This is a genomic window from Flectobacillus sp. BAB-3569, from assembly GCF_002270355.1.
Taxonomy (GTDB): domain Bacteria; phylum Bacteroidota; class Bacteroidia; order Cytophagales; family Spirosomataceae; genus Flectobacillus; species Flectobacillus roseus.
This window is the reverse complement of sequence record NZ_NJFZ01000010.1, coordinates 174,971-192,958: the sequence shown is the minus strand read 5'-3', so window position 1 is coordinate 192,958 and position 17,988 is coordinate 174,971. Positions and strand designations below refer to the sequence as shown.

15 protein-coding genes are annotated in these 17,988 nt (G+C 37.3%); 10 read left to right on the top strand and 5 right to left on the bottom strand.

Going from position 1 to position 17,988, the window contains the following annotated elements; all coding sequences use genetic code 11:
* Positions 1-30: 30 nt before the first annotated feature.
* Positions 31-828: a DUF3667 domain-containing protein gene (locus BWI92_RS12080; RefSeq protein WP_095163512.1), complete on the top strand. Its 798-nt coding sequence runs from the start codon at positions 31-33 to the stop codon at positions 826-828.
* A gap of 194 nt (positions 829-1,022) precedes the next feature.
* Here the strand turns inward: BWI92_RS12080 and BWI92_RS12075 are convergent, their stop codons facing one another.
* On the bottom strand, positions 1,023-1,778 hold the full coding sequence (locus BWI92_RS12075) for an SDR family NAD(P)-dependent oxidoreductase (protein WP_095163511.1): 756 nt from the start codon (positions 1,776-1,778) through the stop codon (positions 1,023-1,025).
* 2 nt (positions 1,779-1,780) lie between these two features.
* Positions 1,781-2,866 (bottom strand): mandelate racemase/muconate lactonizing enzyme family protein, encoded by a 1,086-nt coding sequence (locus tag BWI92_RS12070; RefSeq protein ID WP_095163534.1) that lies wholly within the window; start codon positions 2,864-2,866, stop codon positions 1,781-1,783.
* Positions 2,867-2,998: 132 nt separating this feature from the next.
* Here BWI92_RS12070 and BWI92_RS12065 point away from each other — a divergent pair, with 132 nt between their 5' ends.
* The 7 genes from BWI92_RS12065 to BWI92_RS12035 all read left to right on the top strand — a co-directional run bounded on the left by BWI92_RS12065 (position 2,999) and on the right by BWI92_RS12035 (position 11,010).
* A complete protein-coding gene (locus BWI92_RS12065; RefSeq protein ID WP_095163510.1) occupies positions 2,999-4,147 on the top strand; it encodes a DNA-binding transcriptional regulator in 1,149 nt (382 codons plus the stop codon).
* Positions 4,148-4,368: 221 nt separating this feature from the next.
* Entirely contained in the window at positions 4,369-4,599 is a 231-nt protein-coding gene (locus tag BWI92_RS12060; RefSeq protein WP_095163509.1) for a 4a-hydroxytetrahydrobiopterin dehydratase, read from the top strand.
* A gap of 24 nt (positions 4,600-4,623) precedes the next feature.
* Entirely contained in the window at positions 4,624-5,301 is a 678-nt protein-coding gene (gene rsmI, locus BWI92_RS12055; protein ID WP_095163508.1) for a 16S rRNA (cytidine(1402)-2'-O)-methyltransferase, read from the top strand.
* 180 nt (positions 5,302-5,481) lie between these two features.
* A complete protein-coding gene (locus tag BWI92_RS12050) occupies positions 5,482-6,750 on the top strand; it encodes a DUF4105 domain-containing protein (RefSeq protein ID WP_095163507.1) in 1,269 nt (422 codons plus the stop codon).
* 431 nt (positions 6,751-7,181) lie between these two features.
* Positions 7,182-8,168, top strand: coding sequence for an alpha/beta hydrolase (locus tag BWI92_RS12045; RefSeq protein ID WP_095163506.1), 987 nt, complete (start codon positions 7,182-7,184; stop codon positions 8,166-8,168).
* 150 nt (positions 8,169-8,318) lie between these two features.
* Complete coding sequence (locus BWI92_RS12040; RefSeq protein WP_095163505.1) at positions 8,319-10,034, top strand: GMC oxidoreductase; 1,716 nt, start codon at positions 8,319-8,321, stop codon at positions 10,032-10,034.
* Between the two features lie 52 nt (positions 10,035-10,086).
* A complete protein-coding gene (locus BWI92_RS12035) occupies positions 10,087-11,010 on the top strand; it encodes a sugar phosphate isomerase/epimerase (RefSeq protein WP_095163504.1) in 924 nt (307 codons plus the stop codon).
* Between the two features lie 139 nt (positions 11,011-11,149).
* On the opposite strand, the gene BWI92_RS12030 is transcribed toward BWI92_RS12035, so the two are convergent.
* Positions 11,150-11,608, bottom strand: coding sequence for a hypothetical protein (locus BWI92_RS12030; protein WP_095163503.1), 459 nt, complete (start codon positions 11,606-11,608; stop codon positions 11,150-11,152).
* A 424-nt stretch (positions 11,609-12,032) separates the two neighbouring features.
* On the opposite strand from BWI92_RS12030, the gene BWI92_RS12025 reads away from it, so the two are divergent.
* A complete protein-coding gene (locus tag BWI92_RS12025; protein WP_095163502.1) occupies positions 12,033-12,413 on the top strand; it encodes a hypothetical protein in 381 nt (126 codons plus the stop codon).
* Between the two features lie 92 nt (positions 12,414-12,505).
* Here BWI92_RS12025 and BWI92_RS12020 read toward each other — a convergent pair whose 3' ends face one another.
* Entirely contained in the window at positions 12,506-12,994 is a 489-nt protein-coding gene (locus BWI92_RS12020) for a Spy/CpxP family protein refolding chaperone (RefSeq protein WP_095163501.1), read from the bottom strand.
* Between the two features lie 193 nt (positions 12,995-13,187).
* Positions 13,188-15,902, bottom strand: coding sequence for a TonB-dependent receptor (locus tag BWI92_RS12015; RefSeq protein WP_095163500.1), 2,715 nt, complete (start codon positions 15,900-15,902; stop codon positions 13,188-13,190).
* 781 nt (positions 15,903-16,683) lie between these two features.
* On the opposite strand from BWI92_RS12015, the gene BWI92_RS12010 reads away from it, so the two are divergent.
* Positions 16,684-17,652: an alpha-E domain-containing protein gene (locus BWI92_RS12010; protein WP_095163499.1), complete on the top strand. Its 969-nt coding sequence runs from the start codon at positions 16,684-16,686 to the stop codon at positions 17,650-17,652.
* The last annotated feature ends 336 nt before the right edge of the window (positions 17,653-17,988 follow it).

Sequence of the window (17,988 nt, the reverse complement as noted above, 5' to 3'; positions counted from 1 at the left end):
TTCATTTTCCAAAACTCAAATTGAAACACTATGCTTGAAGAAAATTGTAGAAACTGCAAAGAAGCCATCACAGGAAACTTCTGCCCTAACTGTGGTCAAAGAAGATACAAAAGAATTAATCGAGCTTACGTCTTAGAAGAGATTCAAGACATTTTTGTAGATGTCAACAAAGGCTTTTTCTATTCAGTGTTAAAAATTCTTCGTAATCCCGGCAAAACCGCTCGTGAGTACATGGAAGGCAACCGAGTCGACCATTACAAACCTATCGCTCTTACTTTTGTGCTAGCTGGTATTTCAATTTTTGTATCAGTAAGTTTATTGAATTTAAACGATATCATGAAAAAATATACCGAGCAGCAGCACATTAATTCAAAGCTCATGTCGGATATCTTTGCAGCTATTTCAAGTTATTATGCAATACTCATGATATTGCTATTACCCGTTTTTGCTTTTATTACCCGAATTCCATTCAAAAAGCTGGGACATAATTATTATGAGCATATCGTTATGAACTCGTATGTAGTGTCTTATTACACCCTAGTAAGCATAATTGTCTTGTACCCAATACTCTTTCTTTTTAGACAAAGTCCAGAAAAATTGATGCTCGTTTCACAAAGTTCTTTTTTGATACTTCCCTTTATTTTAGTTTGGTTTTTCAAAGGTTTTTACAATCAGATTCCTCTCAAAAAGATTATTATCAAAATTCTTGCAGTGATGGCACTTACTTTGCTGGCATACATACTTGTTGTTATTGTGTCTACGGTCGCATTCATACTTTATGGATTATTTGTAGATAAAGCAGTACTAGAATATGCCAAACCAAAATAGAGTACTATTGCTGAATAATGAGTTTTGAATGTAATTTTCTAATGATTGCCACTTTGTGTTCACGGTTAGTTAGGCTATGTTTCATAAGCAAAAAGCACAAATTATTTCTAATAAAATCATGACTATATTTTCAATCAATACCTAAACTTGTAAAACAAAAAACCTGATTCAACAAAATTGAATCAGGTTTTTTGTTAAAAATTAACTGATGCACCACCATCCACAGGTAATACAACACCTGTAATATATCGCGCGGCATCCGAAGCTAAAAATACCGCCGTATGCCCTATGTCGGCAGGTGTACCATAACTTGGCATGGCTATGCGATTAGTGATTTTTTCTTTCCTTGCTAAATCTGCATTGATGGCATTCAAAAACATGGGGGTTTCTATCCAACCTGGAGCAATGGTATTTACTCGAATTAAATCCTTAGAATACTCCGTTACTAGATTTTGCATCAAACCTGTCAGCGCAGCCTTGGAGGTTCCGTAGGCAGAGACACGGTCTATGCCAAATATCCCTGCCATTGAACCAATAAATAAGATGACTCCGCCTTTGCGTTGCGCCATGTATTTGGCACATTCTCTAGTAAAGGAAAAAACGGATAACAAATTGGTCTGAATGATACTTTCAAACTCTTCATCGGTTGTTTCATTTGAAAACTTTTTCAAGTGTATACCTGCATTATTAACCAAGATATCTATGCCACCAAATTGGGTCTCTAAATCTTGAATAAATGCTGGGATTTCCTTTTTGCACGTTATATCGAATACCCGATAGCGTACATTTTGGCCTAACTCCTTAAAAGCATCTTGCAGGACTTCCTCCCTTCTTCCTGTGATAACAACCTCCGCACCTGCTTCAATGAAGGCTTTACTGATTCCTAAGCCAATACCTGTGCCTCCGCCTGTAACTAAGGCTCTTTTGCCTTTTAATGAAAATATATTCATGTCTAAAAAATCAGTTCTAAGGTATCATCGACAAAATTGAATCCCCAGCCTGCTCCTTGATGTGGATAAGCAAAGCCATCTTTTACCGTCATCGGATTATCGATTAATGGGTCAATCCAATCGAAGGACTCTACGCCTACTCCATTTGGAATAGAACAAACCAATGGCACATCATAGTCTTTGTAATAGTGAGGTAAAACAGGAATATGATGACTATTAGCCAGTAAGGCAGACTCACGCCAAGCTTCTACTCCACCAATTCTGAGAATGTCAGGTTGCCAAATATCCAATGCATTTCGCTTCAATAACTCCACCAATGGTAAGGTATCATATTCACGCTCGCCCATCGCTAAAGATATACCCGCTTGTTGTTTGAGTGCCTTATATCCTTCAAAATCCTGATGGTGAAGCGGTTCTTCAAACCAAAAGATATTCAAATCTTGCGCTGCTTTTGCCAATTGTAATGCAGAAGGCAACTTCATCCCCTGATTGGCATCCATCATGATATTTACCTGACTACCCACTGCTTCTCTAACTATTCTCAATCGCTCCAAATCTGTACGCCAATCAGGATTGCCCACTTTGATTTTTACAGCCTGAAAACCACGAGACACATAATCTGTTACTTCTGCAACTAGCTCGTCAATCGTATAGGAAAGCCAGCCCCCACTGCCATAGATTGCACATTTATCACGATAAGTACCCAAAAGCTTGCCAACAGGCTGATTCAAACATTTTCCCCAAGCATCCCACATGGCGATATTGACAGCAGCCTGCACCCAGCGATTGATACCTTGATTTCCAAAATATTCGTTGGCTTCGTCTAATTTTTGGTAAACTTTTCCCGTTTCATACGCTGCATAGCCTTTTACTAGTGGCAATAAATCTCTAAAAGCCCCTTGAATGGCATAAGGAGAATATTGAAATGAAAGCAGATAAGATTCGCCAATAACACCATTTTCGAGCTGTAGACGCAATACCAAAAACGAAATTTCGTGTAGCGTATGTGTCGCATCAGCAATTGGCTTTTTCAAGGGCGCAACCGCCTTGTACAATTTAAAATCTCTAATATTAACAGAAGAACTCATGGTTTTTACTTTTTGATTTTTCACAAAAGTAAAAAGCGAAAATTGACAATATGACACCATTTTTGGTTATTCTATCGCCAATTATTTCCAAATAATGTATTTTTGGAAAAGTATTCTTCAAAACAAAAAGCCATGTCTCACAAAGTATTTATCCATCTTGAATCCAATCGGGGTTATAGTCGTGATTTGTTGCGTGGCATTTATGATTACAATAATCAGATAAGTCATTGGGATATTATTTTTGAACCCGCTTATTTTCTAAAAAACCATCGGGCAAACAATAGAATCAATCTGATTCAATCGGTACAACCAGATGCCTGTATTTTAGAAAATAGTGAAGATATTGCCCAAATGGCACCATTGGGCATTCCCATGATTCAGGTTACCTCTGTCAATCATGTGGAGGGTATTCCGTATGTAAAAGGAAATTATTTATCAGATGCTCAGTTAGCCATCCAATATTTTACCAGAAAAGGATTCAAAAGTTTGGCTTTTTTAGGAATAGAAAACCTAGAATGGTCTTTACAAAGAAGAACGTTTTTTCGGGAAATGGCTATTTCTTCAAATGCTCAGTTTAGTTCATTTTTGCTCAAAGGCAATGAAGAAGATGTACTTTCGTACAATTTTGAGCACTTAGTTAGGTGGATAAAATCTCTTCCTAAACCCACGGGTGTTTTATGTTGTAACGATGATTTTGGACAAATTTTAATCAATGCCTGTTCGATGGCACAAGTAAAAGTACCGCATGAAATAGCAGTATTAGGGATAGACAACGATGAATTAATTTGTAATATTACCTATCCTAACCTTTCGAGCATTGCTCGCAATCATCAAAGTACAGCCTTCAACATTTGCTCTACACTTAGTGATATGTTGCAGGGAAAAGTACCAAATCAACAAATTATTTCGACCGAAGCCCTAGAAGTTATCGAACGAACCTCTACAGATACTGTGGCTATTACTGACAAGGAAGTAAACAAATCAATACAATTTATTTCTGCTAATATTCACAAAGCTATTGAAGTACAAGACGTTGTACAAGTAAGTAATAGTTCTGTAAAAGTATTAAATCAAAAATTCCAAAAAGCCATCGGGCATTCGATTTTTCAAGAAATACAAGTACGAAAACTCTCCCGATTCAAGCAATTACTTTCCACCAATAAGAGTATAAAAGAAATTGCCTTTGAGTTGGGTTTCAACGACCATAGTCATATTAGTCGATGGTTTTCACAATCAGAAGGTATAACGCCTCTGGAATGGCGAAAGAAAATGGGGGGATAAATAAGAGGGAACAGGCAACAGGCACAGAGTGATTGAAAGTAAAATTTACTTTGTTTAAAAAGCTCGTAAAAGATTCTGAAAATACTATGTCACTTTATGCCTTAGTGCCTGTTCCCTATTTTTACCCTATTTTTCCCTCGACATCATCATTTTCCCTCAAAAATCAAGTATCTTCGGGCTTGATTAAGCATCCCTTTTGCATTTAGCCCTCTTCATCGACTATGTGGATAGAAAAAGACCAAAAATTACAACGTACTTTTCAGTTTAAGGATTTTTCAGAAGCTTTTGGCTTTATGACCCGTGTGGCACTTTTAGCCGAACAACATAATCATCATCCGTGGTGGTCGAATGTTTGGAATACAGTTACCATCGAGCTTACTACTCACGATGCTGGTAATACCGTTACGGAGAAAGACCATGCCTTGGCTAAGGCAATAGATGCACTTTTATAAAGATTATTATTGGACATTGAACTAATGAGTAAATTGTATTTAGTGCCAACTCCCATTGGCAATCTTGATGATATTACCCTTCGTGCTGTTAAAATACTACAACAAGTAGATGGTATTTTGGCAGAGGATACTCGCAATTCTGGTATGCTTTTAAAGCATTTGGGCATTTCTAAGCCCCTTTTTGCACACCATGCCCACAACGAGCACCACAGTACCGCGGGTATTATCAAAATGTTGAAAGAAGGGAAAAATCTTGCCCTTGTATCTGATGCGGGCACACCTGCCATTTCAGACCCTGGTTTTTTATTGGTTCGTGAGTGTTTGAAACAAGGATTAGAAATTGAATGTCTCCCAGGAGCCACGGCATTTGTTCCTGCACTCGTCAATTCGGGACTACCGTCTGACCGCTTCACTTTTGAAGGATTTTTACCACATAAAAAAGGACGCCAAACGCGCTTACAAAATCTTCAAAACGAAGAGCGTACGATGATTTTTTACGAATCTCCGCATCGTTTAATTAAGACCCTTGAACAACTAGGAGAATACTTGGGTGCTGATCGCCAAGCTTGTGTGTCACGAGAATTGACCAAAATGTTTGAAGAAAATATTAGAGGCACCTTGGCAGAAGTTTTAAAACACTATCAAGAAAATCCAAATACGATTAAAGGTGAAATCGTTTTGGTAATTGCAGGGAAAGAATAATTTTTCGGTAATTACCTGTCATTTGGTTTCTATTTTTCAGTAAATATTAATAATTTACAGAAACCAAAGCCAAAATTAAATAGAGTCTATTCCTTTTGAGTTGTATTGTTAGAATTGAACCATCTGGTTTTTATACAACTCTTACGGGTGTATTTATCGCCATTGCAAAACCTCAACTACATGAAAAACCTCAACATTCTATCTAAAATTATTTTATTATTTTGTTTTCTGGGTAGTTGTTTCCTGTCAGCCAATGCTCAGAAACTTTCAGAAAGTGCTAAAGTAAGTGTCATTACAATCGACCCTGGTAAAGAGTTGAATGATGTTTTTGGGCACTCTCTCCTATGGATTTATGACCCAGCTAATGGCATTGACCGTGCCTATAATTGGGGCGTATACGATTTTAGCACCCCTAACTTTTACTGGAAATTTATCCAAGGAACGTTGCCTTACAAAATGGAGTATCGTCCTATTGGTGATTACATCGCCTACTACCAGTATATGAAGCGTGGCATGAGCGAGCAAGTATTGGATATGGCTCTAGCTCAAAAACAGCGAATTCTTGATGAGCTGGACAAAACCTATAACGACCCAGCAAAACGCATCTATCAATATAAATTCTTTACCGACAACTGTGCCACTCGTGTACGTGAAGCAATTGTAGTAGCATGTACTGACAGCGTACACTTTGCAAATTTGCAAACTATGAGTGATACGACATTCAGACAATGGATGAATAAGTCACTTTATGCTGGAGATATGCGTTGGCCAGCAGTCGCGATGAATATAGCATTGGGTTCTGAGGCGGATGAACGCACGACTCAATTTGAAGCAAATTATATTCCTGCCAACTTGCACAGAAGTTTAGGCGCAGCCAAAAGAATGACCCACAGAGTTCTTCGCTATTTAGTTGATACAGAGGCACCTTTATTTCCATTAGTAAAAGAGGAAGTAAAACCAATGCCGTTTTTCTTACAACCTGCATTCTTTTTCTTAATGGTTTTATTGTTTACCTGTTGGAAAACTTACGACCATTGGAAAAGACGACAAAAAGGTTATAAATTAGATAAAATACTATTCAGCATTGCTGGTTTTATTGGTTGGATTTTAGTATTTTTATGGTTCGGGACTAATCATGGAGTAACAGAGAATAATAAGAATATTTTATGGGCATTGCCTTTTCATTTGCCTCTAATTTTTAGATTAAGAGAAAAAAATGGTGAGGATTGGTATGTGTATTATTTTGTAGTAACGGGTGTGGCCTCAGCACTAGCTTTGGTTTTCGTAGCTCCTTACATGATTGAATTAGTACTTATTGTTCTTACACTTTTAGTAAGATCCATGTATCATGTAGGCTTCGAACGTGAACACCGCTTGACAATGAACAAATTCCGTAAGGTTATCAAAGGTCGCAAGATGCAGGTAATCAATTACGACAGTGAAGAATAATTCAGTCTAGGTCAAGGACACATTTCCCAAAAACTATCAAAGTTTTAAGGGATTAAGGACAAAATCCTTAATCCCTTTTTTATTGAGTGAATTGTGAGTTAAATTTTTCGTTTAGCTAGATTTAAGTGCTAGGCTGTAAGCCGTAGGCATTAGGCAAAAAGTCTTTATAATTTAATAAAAATCTCTTTGTTTTCTTTAGCTTTCGGCTTTCAGCTATGGGCATTCGGCAAAAATTTATCTATCCTTACAAAAGAACGATTTAACACTCTTTGCCTTGTGCCTGTTACCTTATGCCTTCAACAAAAAACTTAAATCTTGTTCTGCACGATTACTTAATTGTATTTTCGAAATACACTTTCACCATAACTCTCTGATATACAACTAACCAATAACCGATAAAAACAACTAACCAATAACTTATTTTACCAACTATGAAAAAAATCCTCTTCCTACTATTGTGTGGGCTTGCTAATTGGGCTACAGCTCAACAAAAATTTTATCATCTTGGCGATTTCAAACTCGAAAATGGTCAAGTTATTAAAGATTGTAAAATTGGCTATCGAACTTTTGGTAAACTGAATGCAAGCAAATCCAACGCTGTATTAGTCCCTACTTGGTTTACAGGAAATAGCCAACAGAAATCTTTCGTAGCCGATCCCAAAAGCTTCGTGGATAGTACCAAATATTTTGTCATTATAGTAGATGCCCTTGGCAACGGTGTATCGTCTTCACCTTCTAATAGCACTTCACAAAAAAATCAACTTTTCCCGACTTTCAATATTCGAGATATGGTAGTGGCAAGTTATAAATTGAGTAGCGAACACCTCAAACTATCTCATTTATACGCAGTCACAGGTATTTCTATGGGTGGTATGCAAACTTTCCAATGGATGCTCAGTTATCCTGATTACATGGATAAGATAGTTCCAATTATTGGTTCACCCCAGCAAAGTAGCTATGATAAACTGTTCTGGAATCTTCAATTGAATCTGATTGAACGAGGCAATTATAGCCCTGAAGCGATGGCATCGGTGAACGCGCTACATCAAATGCATCTTTGGACACCTTCGTATCGAGCCCAGAATACGCCAACCACCACCTATCCAGAATTGATTGGTAAATTAGAAAAAGAAGCCCAAACACTCAATGCTTATGACTGGGCATCGCAGTTACGTGCCATGCTCCAGCAGGATATTTATCAAGGCAAAACACCACAAGAAATAGCTCCTTTGGTAAAGGCTAAGGTCATGATTTTGGTGGCTCCAGAAGACCAAATGGTCAACCCGTTAGCTGCTATTCAGCTTTCAAAAATACTCAAGTGCCCATTGGTTTTGTTAGAGGGCAACTGTGGACACATGGCAACCTCCTGTCAATCAGATCAAATGATTGCCCACATAAAAGGTTTTCTGGATAAATAATCCCTCTATTTACCTTATAGCCCCACAACATTTTATTGAAGGAATAGCTTAAATTCAGGAATGAAAAGCTATTCCTTTTTTATTTAAGTCAACTTTTTTCCTCTACCCCATTTTATAAAACTAGAAAATAAACTCCCAATTTTCAAAAAGATGAATTTGAATATTACTTCCAACAAATCAAGAACCTATGATGCCATCGTTGTTGGCTCTGGGATTAGTGGTGGCTGGGCAGCAAAAGAACTTTGTGAAGCTGGTCTCAAAACGCTTGTCCTTGAGCGTGGCCGAGAGGTTAAGCACATTGAAGACTACCCAACTGCCATGTACAACCCTTGGGATATGCCCCATCATGGTAGAATTCCATTAGCAGAACAAGAAAAAGACCCTATCGTGAAGCGTTGCTATGCGTATGACGAAGCTACTTCACACTTTTTTGTCAAAGACCACGAACATCCGTATGTTCAAGAAAAACCATTCGATTGGATTCGTGGCTATCAAGTTGGCGGAAAGTCTCTGATTTGGGCTCGTCAGACACAACGTTGGAGTGATTTTGAGTTTGAGGGACCAGCTCGTGATGGTTTTGCGGTGGATTGGCCAATACGATACAAAGATTTAGCTCCTTGGTATAGCAAAGTTGAAAAATTTGTAGGAATTAGTGGTAATAAAGATGGCATTGATAGCCTTCCTGATGGTGAGTTTTTACCTCCTTGGGAACTCAATTGTCTCGAAAAACATATTCAACAAAGAGTCAAACAAAACTACCTTGATCGACAAGTAATTATTGGTAGGTGTGCACACTTGACTCAGCCTAAAGAAATTCATCTGAAGCAAGGCAGAGGGCAATGCCAAGCTCGACACTTATGTTACAGGGGATGTCCGTATGGTGGGTATTTTAGCAGTAACTCTTCTACCCTACCTTGGGCTGCCCAAACAGGTAATCTCACCTTACGACCTCACTCGGTAGTTCATTCAATTATTTATGATGAAAAAAAACAAAAAGCTTCGGGCGTGAGAGTCATCGATACTCAAACCAAAGAAATGACAGAGTTTTACGCTAAAATAATCTTTGTCAATGCTGCTTGTTTAAATACCAATTTGATTCTATTAAATTCGACCTCGAATCGCTTCCCAAATGGCTTGGGCAACGATAATGGTATTCTTGGGAAATACGTAGCGTTTCACAACTACCGAGGCGCTGGAGGCGGCACCTATGAAGGTTTTGACAAAGAGTATTATCTAGGCAGACGTCCAACTACGGCCTTTATACCTTCTTTCAGAAACTTGCGTAAACAAGAAACTGATTTTCTCCGTGGCTATATGGTCGCTTTTTCCGCTTATCGAACTGGCTGGAATCGTGACATCCATAGCGATGCATTTGGTTCTGACTTTAAAAGAGAATCTACCGAAATAGGTCCTTGGGGCGTATTTATCATGATGCAAGGCGAAACCGTTCCGCAGGAGCAAAATCATGTGCGCCTATCAACTGAGCTTAAAGATGCTTGGGGAATCCCTCAATTAATTACCTCTGTGGGGTACAATGAGCCTAACGACACTAAGATGGTGCAAGATTTTCATCATCAAGCTAGTGAAATATTGGAAAAATCAGGCATAAAAGATATTTTCATGTACGATACCAAACAGTCTCCTGGGCTAGACATTCACGAAATGGGTGGCGTACGTATGGGAAAAGACCCAAAAACATCTATGCTCAATGCTCATAATCAATTACATCACTGCAAAAATGTATTTGTAACAGATGGTGCAGCAATGACGTCGGTAGGCAATCAAAACCCTTCGTTGACCTTTATGGCGCTAACTGCCAGAGCTGTGAATTTTGCTGTCAGTGAACTTAAAAAGAAAAATTTGTAAAGCTCTTTATAAAAACATCCAAATAAAAAACTAAGATAAAACCTCCAAAAACATGTTAGATTTAGGAATTGTAAGTGCCATTTTAGCAGATAATACCTTCGAACAAGCCATAGATTTTGTGGCAGCAAACGGATTCAAATGTGTTGAAATTATGTGCTGGCCAGCAGGCAATGCCGATGCTCGCCGTTATGCAGGCGTTACGCACATTGACGTTGAATCTTTAACTCCAGAAAAAATTGACTATATCAAACAATATGTAGCTGCTAAAGGAATCTATATTTCTGGTTTGGGTTATTATCCTAATCCATTAGATGCTAATGAAACGCAGGCTAAGTTTTTTCAAGACCATATCAAGAAAATCATCTTGGCGGCAGCGCAATTGGGAGTTCCTGTAGTGAATACATTCATAGGAAGAGATATTTCGAAAAATGTTGCTTACAACCTTGATAAATACAAGGAAGTTTGGCCAGAGATTGTCAAACTAGCAGAAGATAACGGCGTAAAAATAGGGATTGAAAACTGTCCAATGTTTTTTACTGACGACGAATGGCCAGGGGGCAAAAACCTTGCTACCACTCCAGCTATTTGGGACAAAATGTTTACCATTATTCCTTCAGCAACGCTAGGGCTAAACTATGACCCTTCGCACTTGTTATGGCAACAAATGGACTACTGCCGCCCGATTTATGATTACACTGAGCGCTTACATCATATTCACTTGAAAGATGCCAAAGTATATAAAGAAAAACTGGACAGAGTTGGCATTATGGCAAATCCTTTGGAATACCATTCTCCAAAACTCCCTGGACTTGGAGACATCAATTGGGGAAAATTCATTTCAGCACTCAATGATGTTAGATACCGTGGACCGATTGTTATTGAAGTAGAGGATAAAGCCTACGAAGGTTCAAGTGCAGATATTGAAAAAGCTATTCTAACTGCAAGAAACTATCTAAAACAGTTTTTGCCATATTAGCAGAAGATACACGATAGCCCTTCTTTTAATTAAAAATCCCCACAGGACAAATAAATTTTGTTCTGTGGGGATTTTTAATTTGGGATAATGAAATTGTGATAAAATAATCACTTAATCATAAACCCTAACTCACTAAATATTAGTTTGCTGGAATCATTTTCACCGTTGCATCAGTTGAAGGAATACCCAACTGAGGAATTGATGCAGTACCTGTAAAGTCGAAGTTAGCATCCTCTAAGCGAGTTACTGTAATCGTACCAAAGTTGATTCCTGCAAAGTTGATTCCTGAAATTTCGATTTGAGTCTCGTTATTCACAAATTTCCAAGTACCACTTGTCGAGGTATTTCCATTGTTATCTACACCGCGAATTGTTCCGTTTGTAAGAAACTCCAAACGTACTTTTGATAAATCATATCCATTACTGGCCAAATCTCTTTTGTACACTACTACCAAGCCTCCTGTTGAAGAAACTTCGGAAACCATCCATACTTTGGCAGTCAATTTTTCAGTGTTAGTTTTTGTAGAAACGTTATTCTTTTTACAACTAGATGAGATAACTAATAACAATCCTACGAGGACAAGGGCTAAATGCTTCATAAAAAATTATTTGATTTGATATTTTCTTGTAAACGGTAATTAGAAACTTTTAGTACAAATATAAGTAAATTAAGACAACTTCCCGCCTCTCAATTCTTACAAGTTTTCACAATACTCAAATTTAACAATTTGATAAACAATACAATATCTTTAAAATACCCTTTCACTAACTTCTCAAGTTATTTATCCAATAATAGGATTTTGTTAGGATGTAGTCTCTTTTCCTGAAGTATTTATAACTGAGTAAGGTTGGCTTTTTTGCTGACCGTTCTCATACCTCCTATCTCAAAATAGATACAACTTTGCCTCAGAAGATTCGCTTATTGATCATCAAAAACATCTCAAATCTTCATCCAACTGAATAGCAACTGACTTTTATTCAGGCGTAACATTAGCATCATTGTACCCAAAACCATTATAAACCATGAGTACCAAAAAGCATATCACCGAATTGCACACAGAAATCAATGAGTGGAAGAGCAAAGTAAATTTTGTAAAAGATGAGTTAAAAACATTTCAAGATCAACTTGCTTCTGTTTCAGCACAAAATACCGCTCAGGAAATCAAAATGAAGGTAGGCCACTTTGAAAGTATTTTTATCAGACAGGACGAAGTAAACGATGAATTATCGCACGAGTTACAAATTACAGATAACAATTTGGGAGATAAAGTAAAAGGCAATCCTGCTGGCGACCGAGTATTGTTTGATGATTTGGTTGAGCTCAGAGATAAGATAGCAGTCTTTGAAAAAATTTGGTCTGAAAATAAAACAGATTTCAGAAGGTTCTTGTCAGAGAGTTTGTAGTAAATACAAAAAGAAAGTCACTCCTAAGCTAGGAGTGACTTTGCTGTATAAACCTCTTTAAACTTCTCAATCAAAAAGTCTTTTGCCGTGACCTAATCTTTACGCTTTTTGAGATAAATCTCATATTGCTCTGGTGTCAAAACGGCTTTAAAATCATTATCTTTATCTGCCTTCATTTTTTGCATTTGCTCACGAAGTTTAATCCGTGTTTCATCTGAAGGAGGGGTTGTTCCGTTGTTAGTAGCCTTTTTTATCGCTTCATACATGTCCAATCGCTGGAAAGCATATTTGATGTTGATATCTTCGACTTTCATTTGTTGCTCCTCGTTCAAACTCAATTTCTTGGTCATCCAACGAGTTTCCTCTTCTGCAATTTTTTCTGGGTCTGGAGTATTATCTCTTTTTCGTTCATCGCCTTGACCAGCCTGCGGAATACCGCTACCAAATCGACGACCACCAAAGCCACCGCCGTATCCACCACCATAGCCTCCGCCATATTGGGCGTCAGCATCATTTGTTGAGCATATAAACAAGCCTGCTCCCATCAAGAGCGCAGCGAGTACTTTTTTTGTAACGGACATTGTTTTGTTCTTGTGATTATTGCAATAGAATCAGTAGCAAAAATATGTATATACAGTGAACTTTCATATAGTATGCGACAAAATCGCATAAAAAAAAGACTAAAAGCCCCTTTTTGCAGTTTCTTCTTTTGTTTTCTATTTCTAAAACAAAAAAGCCATCTGCTTTCACAGATGGCTACCAAATTATCTTTGTCTAGAACTTCACATTCAAACTAGCTTGGAAAGTAGTTCCTAGCTGGCTAAACTGTGAACCATCGTAAGTAACATTTGAATAACGACCATTGAAGGTAATCAAGTTAAATTGCTCGAAATACTTTTGAGAAGGTACGTTATTGCTAGCATCGTAGCGCGTTCTAACACCTGTTTTTAGGTCGATAAAGTCCCATTTTGGCATTACATTCAAGATATTGTTTACGTTGAAATTGAAAGTAATATCTTTTGAAAGTGGCAACGAGATAGCTAAATCCGTCAAAACAGCAGGCACAAATTCTGTATCGGTATTTGCGTCCAAACCATTTTGGTGGAAACGAGTTGTACCGAACAAAGTATTGTTCAAGTTAACATTGATACCTTTTACTGTGTAATCCAAACCTAAGATTGTTTTGTATTTTGGTCTTGATTGGAACAATAATGCATCTTGAGTTCTATCAAATACAGACTTACCTGCATCTGCAATCAATTTAGTATTTGTGATAGAAGTGTACTTATTTTCAAATGTATAGTTACCAGCCAAGTTAACAGCCAATTTACCCGAACCCAATTCGATATTGCGTAAAGACACGACATAGTCCAAACCAGAAGTTACTGTATTCAAGGCATTAGAGAAGAAACTTACTGCTACAATACCATTTTTCACCAAAATCTGGTCTAAAGCTGTATTTCCACTTGCTGTTCCTGCAATCTCAGAACCTAACACAATACGGTCTTTCACGACGATGTTGTAATAGTCAAGCGTAACACTCAAGTTCTTGTTTGGCTTATAACCCAAACCTAATGTAAAGTTTGTTGATTTCTCAGGCGTCAACTTTGGTACACCTAATGCAAATGCTTGAGGAGATACGTTGTTTACAATACCTTTTGTTTGAATACCTTGTCCAGGCACGAAACTCGCTTGAGCTTGTTGCTGATAGATTTGGTGCAATAATGGTGCACGGAAACCTGTTGAGAATGAGCCACGAAGCGTAATTTTATCATCATTGAATTTATAACGTGAGCTTAGTTTGTATACGGTTGCATCTCCAAAATCGCTATAACGTTCTTGACGTATAGTACCATTAACCAAGAAATCTTTAGTGATATCATAACCTAAGTCGATGTAACCACCAAAGTTGAAACGAGAGAAAGTACCTGCATTATTTGGCGTTGTACCTGGGAATGAATCTGCCCCTGATCCTACATAAGAAGAAGTATCACCAGCATATACTGTGAATTGCTCCATACGGAACTCAGAACCAAAAGCAAAGCTTAATTTATCTGATAGTTGTTTAGAAACGTCAATGTTTCCTACATTGTGAGTAAACTCATAACCACCTGGTTTGAAATAAATTGGTGAGTTTTTACCCAAACTTCTGTTACGAGTATTTGAAACTGTGTACAATTGTTTGTTTCCACCTGTTGTAAAACTCAAATCTGTACTCCAACCATTATTATCACTCTTCACACCAACTGTTGCATTGTAGTCATTCAAATCACCTTGAAATGTTGGTACATACCCCATATAAGGTTGTCCTGCTGGTGTCAATAAACCATCATCAGTAGTTCTCCAATATGGTGTACGATAGTTAGCAAATGAATTTACTTTTTTGTAAACATAAGCCGCATTGAAATACAATTGAGATTTTTCTGTCAAAGGAATACCACTGTTAATCAAAAATTTAGCAGCTGTGTTTTCAGGCTGGCCGTTGATATTACCTGCATCTGGTTTTTGAGCCAAAAAGCTTTTAACAGTTGCTAAAGGTGCATCAAAACCTAAATTTGCATCTGCCTCAGCTTCAGCACTTACCATTCCGGGACGGTTAGCTAATGAAGTTCTATTAAATTCGATAGTGTAGTTAACATACCCTTTTTCACCAAAAGAAGCGCCATTGTTAACCGCAAAACTTATGCTATTTCCATCTCCTTTGTGAGTAGTCCCCAAGCTTAATGTAGCAGAACCATATTCAAATTTATCTTTCAAAATAATGTTCATTACCCCTGCAATCGCATCAGAACCATATTGTGCCGAAGCTCCATCACGCAAGATTTCCACACGTTTGATAGCCTGCTGAGGAATAGCAGCGATATCTGCACCACTTTCTCCACGACCTGGTGATGTTTGGATATACATCAAGGCTGAGGTGTTTTTACGCTTACCATTAATCAAAATCAAGGTACGGCTTGGTCCCATGTTACGAATTTCGTAAGGGTCAAGCAATGAAGTTGCATCGTTTACTGGAGTACTTACGGTATTAAATGAAGGCACACGATATTGCAATGCTTTATCAAATGATGTTTGTCCAGTAGTTTTCAACTCTTGTGCCGACAAAATATCAATCGGTAATGGCGTATCAGTAGAAGTACGTTGAGATGCGCGGCTACCTACAACAACTACCTCTGCCAGTTGATCCGTCGAAGGATCCAAGCTCACGTCTTCAGTAACATCCGAAGCCGAAATTGTAATAGACTTAGTTACTGAGCCATACCCTACAAATGAGTATCTAACCTGTGCTGTTCCTTTGCTGAGTTTAAGCACATATTCACCACCCGAACTTGTAGTTGTTCCAATAGCTTTGCCCACTACCGATACTGTTACACCCTGCATTGGAGCATTAGTTTTGGCATCCTTTACGATACCTTTCACGCTGAACTGAGCCATTACAGCATTTGTTAACAGCATTACAAACAAAAGAGTAAAGAGTCTTTTAGTCATGTTAATAATTAATTTAGTTAAGATTATAGTATGAATGATAAATGATTCCAGATTACTCGGTAGCGTTGGGTAACAACATGGCAGATTGGTGTATTCAATGATGAAAAATTAAAAATAGAAACCTCATAGCTTCAAAATTTGAAGCTCGATTATTCAATTTTTTCAACAAGAAAATCACCTAGCCCAAAGCTAGAGTCGAAAAATAGCACTTAAAGCCATTGATGAAAATCAATGAATAGGAATCGAAAAACGGAATTCGATTATATTAGAGATAAGAATTGAGAAAGATAAAAGTTAACTTGCCAAAAGTTTAATGACCGAATATATACACCACTGTACAGTTGAGTAGAAACAAAGCTCCCAATCTGGAATACAATATGAATTTGTACTTATTTGGGGTTAATTGAGTAGTTGGTAAAGTGTTTATCATATAATTTAGAAAAGGTTATATTAAAGCAAATATTAAGCATCCATTAATATTCTTTCGCAATTACGTAAAATTTCAGAATATTAATCAAGTAAATCAGTAAAAAATTACTGCAAAAATTTCGTGAAATGTTTCAAACAACCAAATAATCTAAATTATTATCTAGTATGTCCAAATTAAAATTTATTTATTCGGCATTTCACAGTTTTTTATTTTACAAACATTGGTTTTTTGCAAAAATAACTTAATTTTATTTGGGTGATTCAATAACTCATAAAATAATTAAGCATTTATACTTAAAGGTTCCATGAGCTTTTAATCAAAAACAATTTTCCAACTTAATCCTAGAAACTTATGCTAAGTCGAGTTGCTAATTCTATCTATTGGATGAATCGCTACATTGAGCGTGCCGACAATTATGCTCGTTTTATTTCTGTAAACTTCAACTTGGCGCTTGACTTGCCTCCCAATGTACCTGAACAATGGGAACCTTTAATCATTGCTACTGCCGACCACTTTATTTTTAGGGAGCATTACGACGAACCTACGCGTGAAAATATCCTTTATTTCATGACATTTGATGTTCGCAACCCGAACTCTATTCTTTCATGCTTGCTAAATGCCCGCGAAAATGCTCGTACTATTCGCGAGAGTATTTCAAAGGAAATGTGGGAATATGTCAACCAGATTTATTGGACTGTCAAAAATGCTACGCACGAAAGTAAATCTTGGGAGTTATCGCAGTATCAAGGCTTTTTGGAAAATATCAAAACAGGTAGTCAATTGTTTTACGGAATCGTAGACTCCACCATTACACGTGGCGAAGGCTGGCATTTTGGTCGCTTAGGTAGATTGATTGAACGTACTGATAAAACTACTCGCTTTTTGGACGTAAAATATTTTACCTTATTGCCAAGTATCGAGTCGATCGGTTCGCCTCTTGACTTGATGTTATGGTCAGCGGTACTACGTTCGGTGAGCGCCTATAATATGTTCCGTCAGCAATACCCAGTGATGAACCCTACCAAAATCGTTGAATTTTTGTTGTTAGATAAGCGATTCCCTCGTTCTGTGATGCATTGTTTACGTCAGGCAGAATTGTCTTTGTACGAAATTTCGGGAACATCAGTAACAAATGGTTATTCTAACGAAGCCGAAAAAGCTATTAGTCGTTTGCGTTCTGAAGTAGAATTTACAGAAATTGAAGATATTTTTGAAATAGGTTTACATCAATACTTAGACGAATTCCAGACCAAAAACAATGGTGTTGGTCGCGCGATTTTCGAAACCTACTTCGACTTAAAACCCGTTGTAAGCGAATAATACATCCGAGTATTAGTGCTTAGTCTCAAGTTTTTTTATCTTTGTCATGCTTTTAAGGGAATGGCTTCTCATTATGCATCTGTAAATCAACCAAATATCTTCTTGTCTACTAAAAAGCAACAGAAAGATATAGGAGATACATTTTGTAATTTGCACTCATAAATAAAATCATAGAATTATTAATACCAGAATCTTTTGACATAGTTATCTGACTCATTATCAAAACTTAATCTCTTCATTCTGTATCCACAATTCATTGTTTTTAAGATACCCATTCAAAGGCTTTTGAGGAAAACTTGAGACATATTTAACCACAAAACATTCGTTACAGAAAGT

Bases quoted from the DNA above. Each gene is read 5' to 3' on its own strand.
- BWI92_RS12040 (WP_095163505.1), top strand. From the start codon at position 8,319: ATGAATTTGAATATTACTTCCAACAAATCAAGAACCTATGATGCCATC.
- BWI92_RS12020 (WP_095163501.1), bottom strand. From the start codon at position 12,994: ATGTCCGTTACAAAAAAAGTACTCGCTGCGCTCTTGATGGGAGCAGGC.
- BWI92_RS12070 (WP_095163534.1), bottom strand. From the start codon at position 2,866: ATGAGTTCTTCTGTTAATATTAGAGATTTTAAATTGTACAAGGCGGTT.
- rsmI (WP_095163508.1), top strand. From the start codon at position 4,624: ATGAGTAAATTGTATTTAGTGCCAACTCCCATTGGCAATCTTGATGAT.
- BWI92_RS12075 (WP_095163511.1), bottom strand. From the start codon at position 1,778: ATGAATATATTTTCATTAAAAGGCAAAAGAGCCTTAGTTACAGGCGGA.
- BWI92_RS12025 (WP_095163502.1), top strand. From the start codon at position 12,033: ATGAGTACCAAAAAGCATATCACCGAATTGCACACAGAAATCAATGAG.
- BWI92_RS12050 (WP_095163507.1), top strand. From the start codon at position 5,482: ATGAAAAACCTCAACATTCTATCTAAAATTATTTTATTATTTTGTTTT.
- BWI92_RS12045 (WP_095163506.1), top strand. From the start codon at position 7,182: ATGAAAAAAATCCTCTTCCTACTATTGTGTGGGCTTGCTAATTGGGCT.
- BWI92_RS12060 (WP_095163509.1), top strand. From the start codon at position 4,369: ATGTGGATAGAAAAAGACCAAAAATTACAACGTACTTTTCAGTTTAAG.
- BWI92_RS12080 (WP_095163512.1), top strand. From the start codon at position 31: ATGCTTGAAGAAAATTGTAGAAACTGCAAAGAAGCCATCACAGGAAAC.
- BWI92_RS12065 (WP_095163510.1), top strand. From the start codon at position 2,999: ATGTCTCACAAAGTATTTATCCATCTTGAATCCAATCGGGGTTATAGT.
- BWI92_RS12015 (WP_095163500.1), bottom strand. From the start codon at position 15,902: ATGACTAAAAGACTCTTTACTCTTTTGTTTGTAATGCTGTTAACAAAT.
- BWI92_RS12035 (WP_095163504.1), top strand. From the start codon at position 10,087: ATGTTAGATTTAGGAATTGTAAGTGCCATTTTAGCAGATAATACCTTC.
- BWI92_RS12030 (WP_095163503.1), bottom strand. From the start codon at position 11,608: ATGAAGCATTTAGCCCTTGTCCTCGTAGGATTGTTATTAGTTATCTCA.
- BWI92_RS12010 (WP_095163499.1), top strand. From the start codon at position 16,684: ATGCTAAGTCGAGTTGCTAATTCTATCTATTGGATGAATCGCTACATT.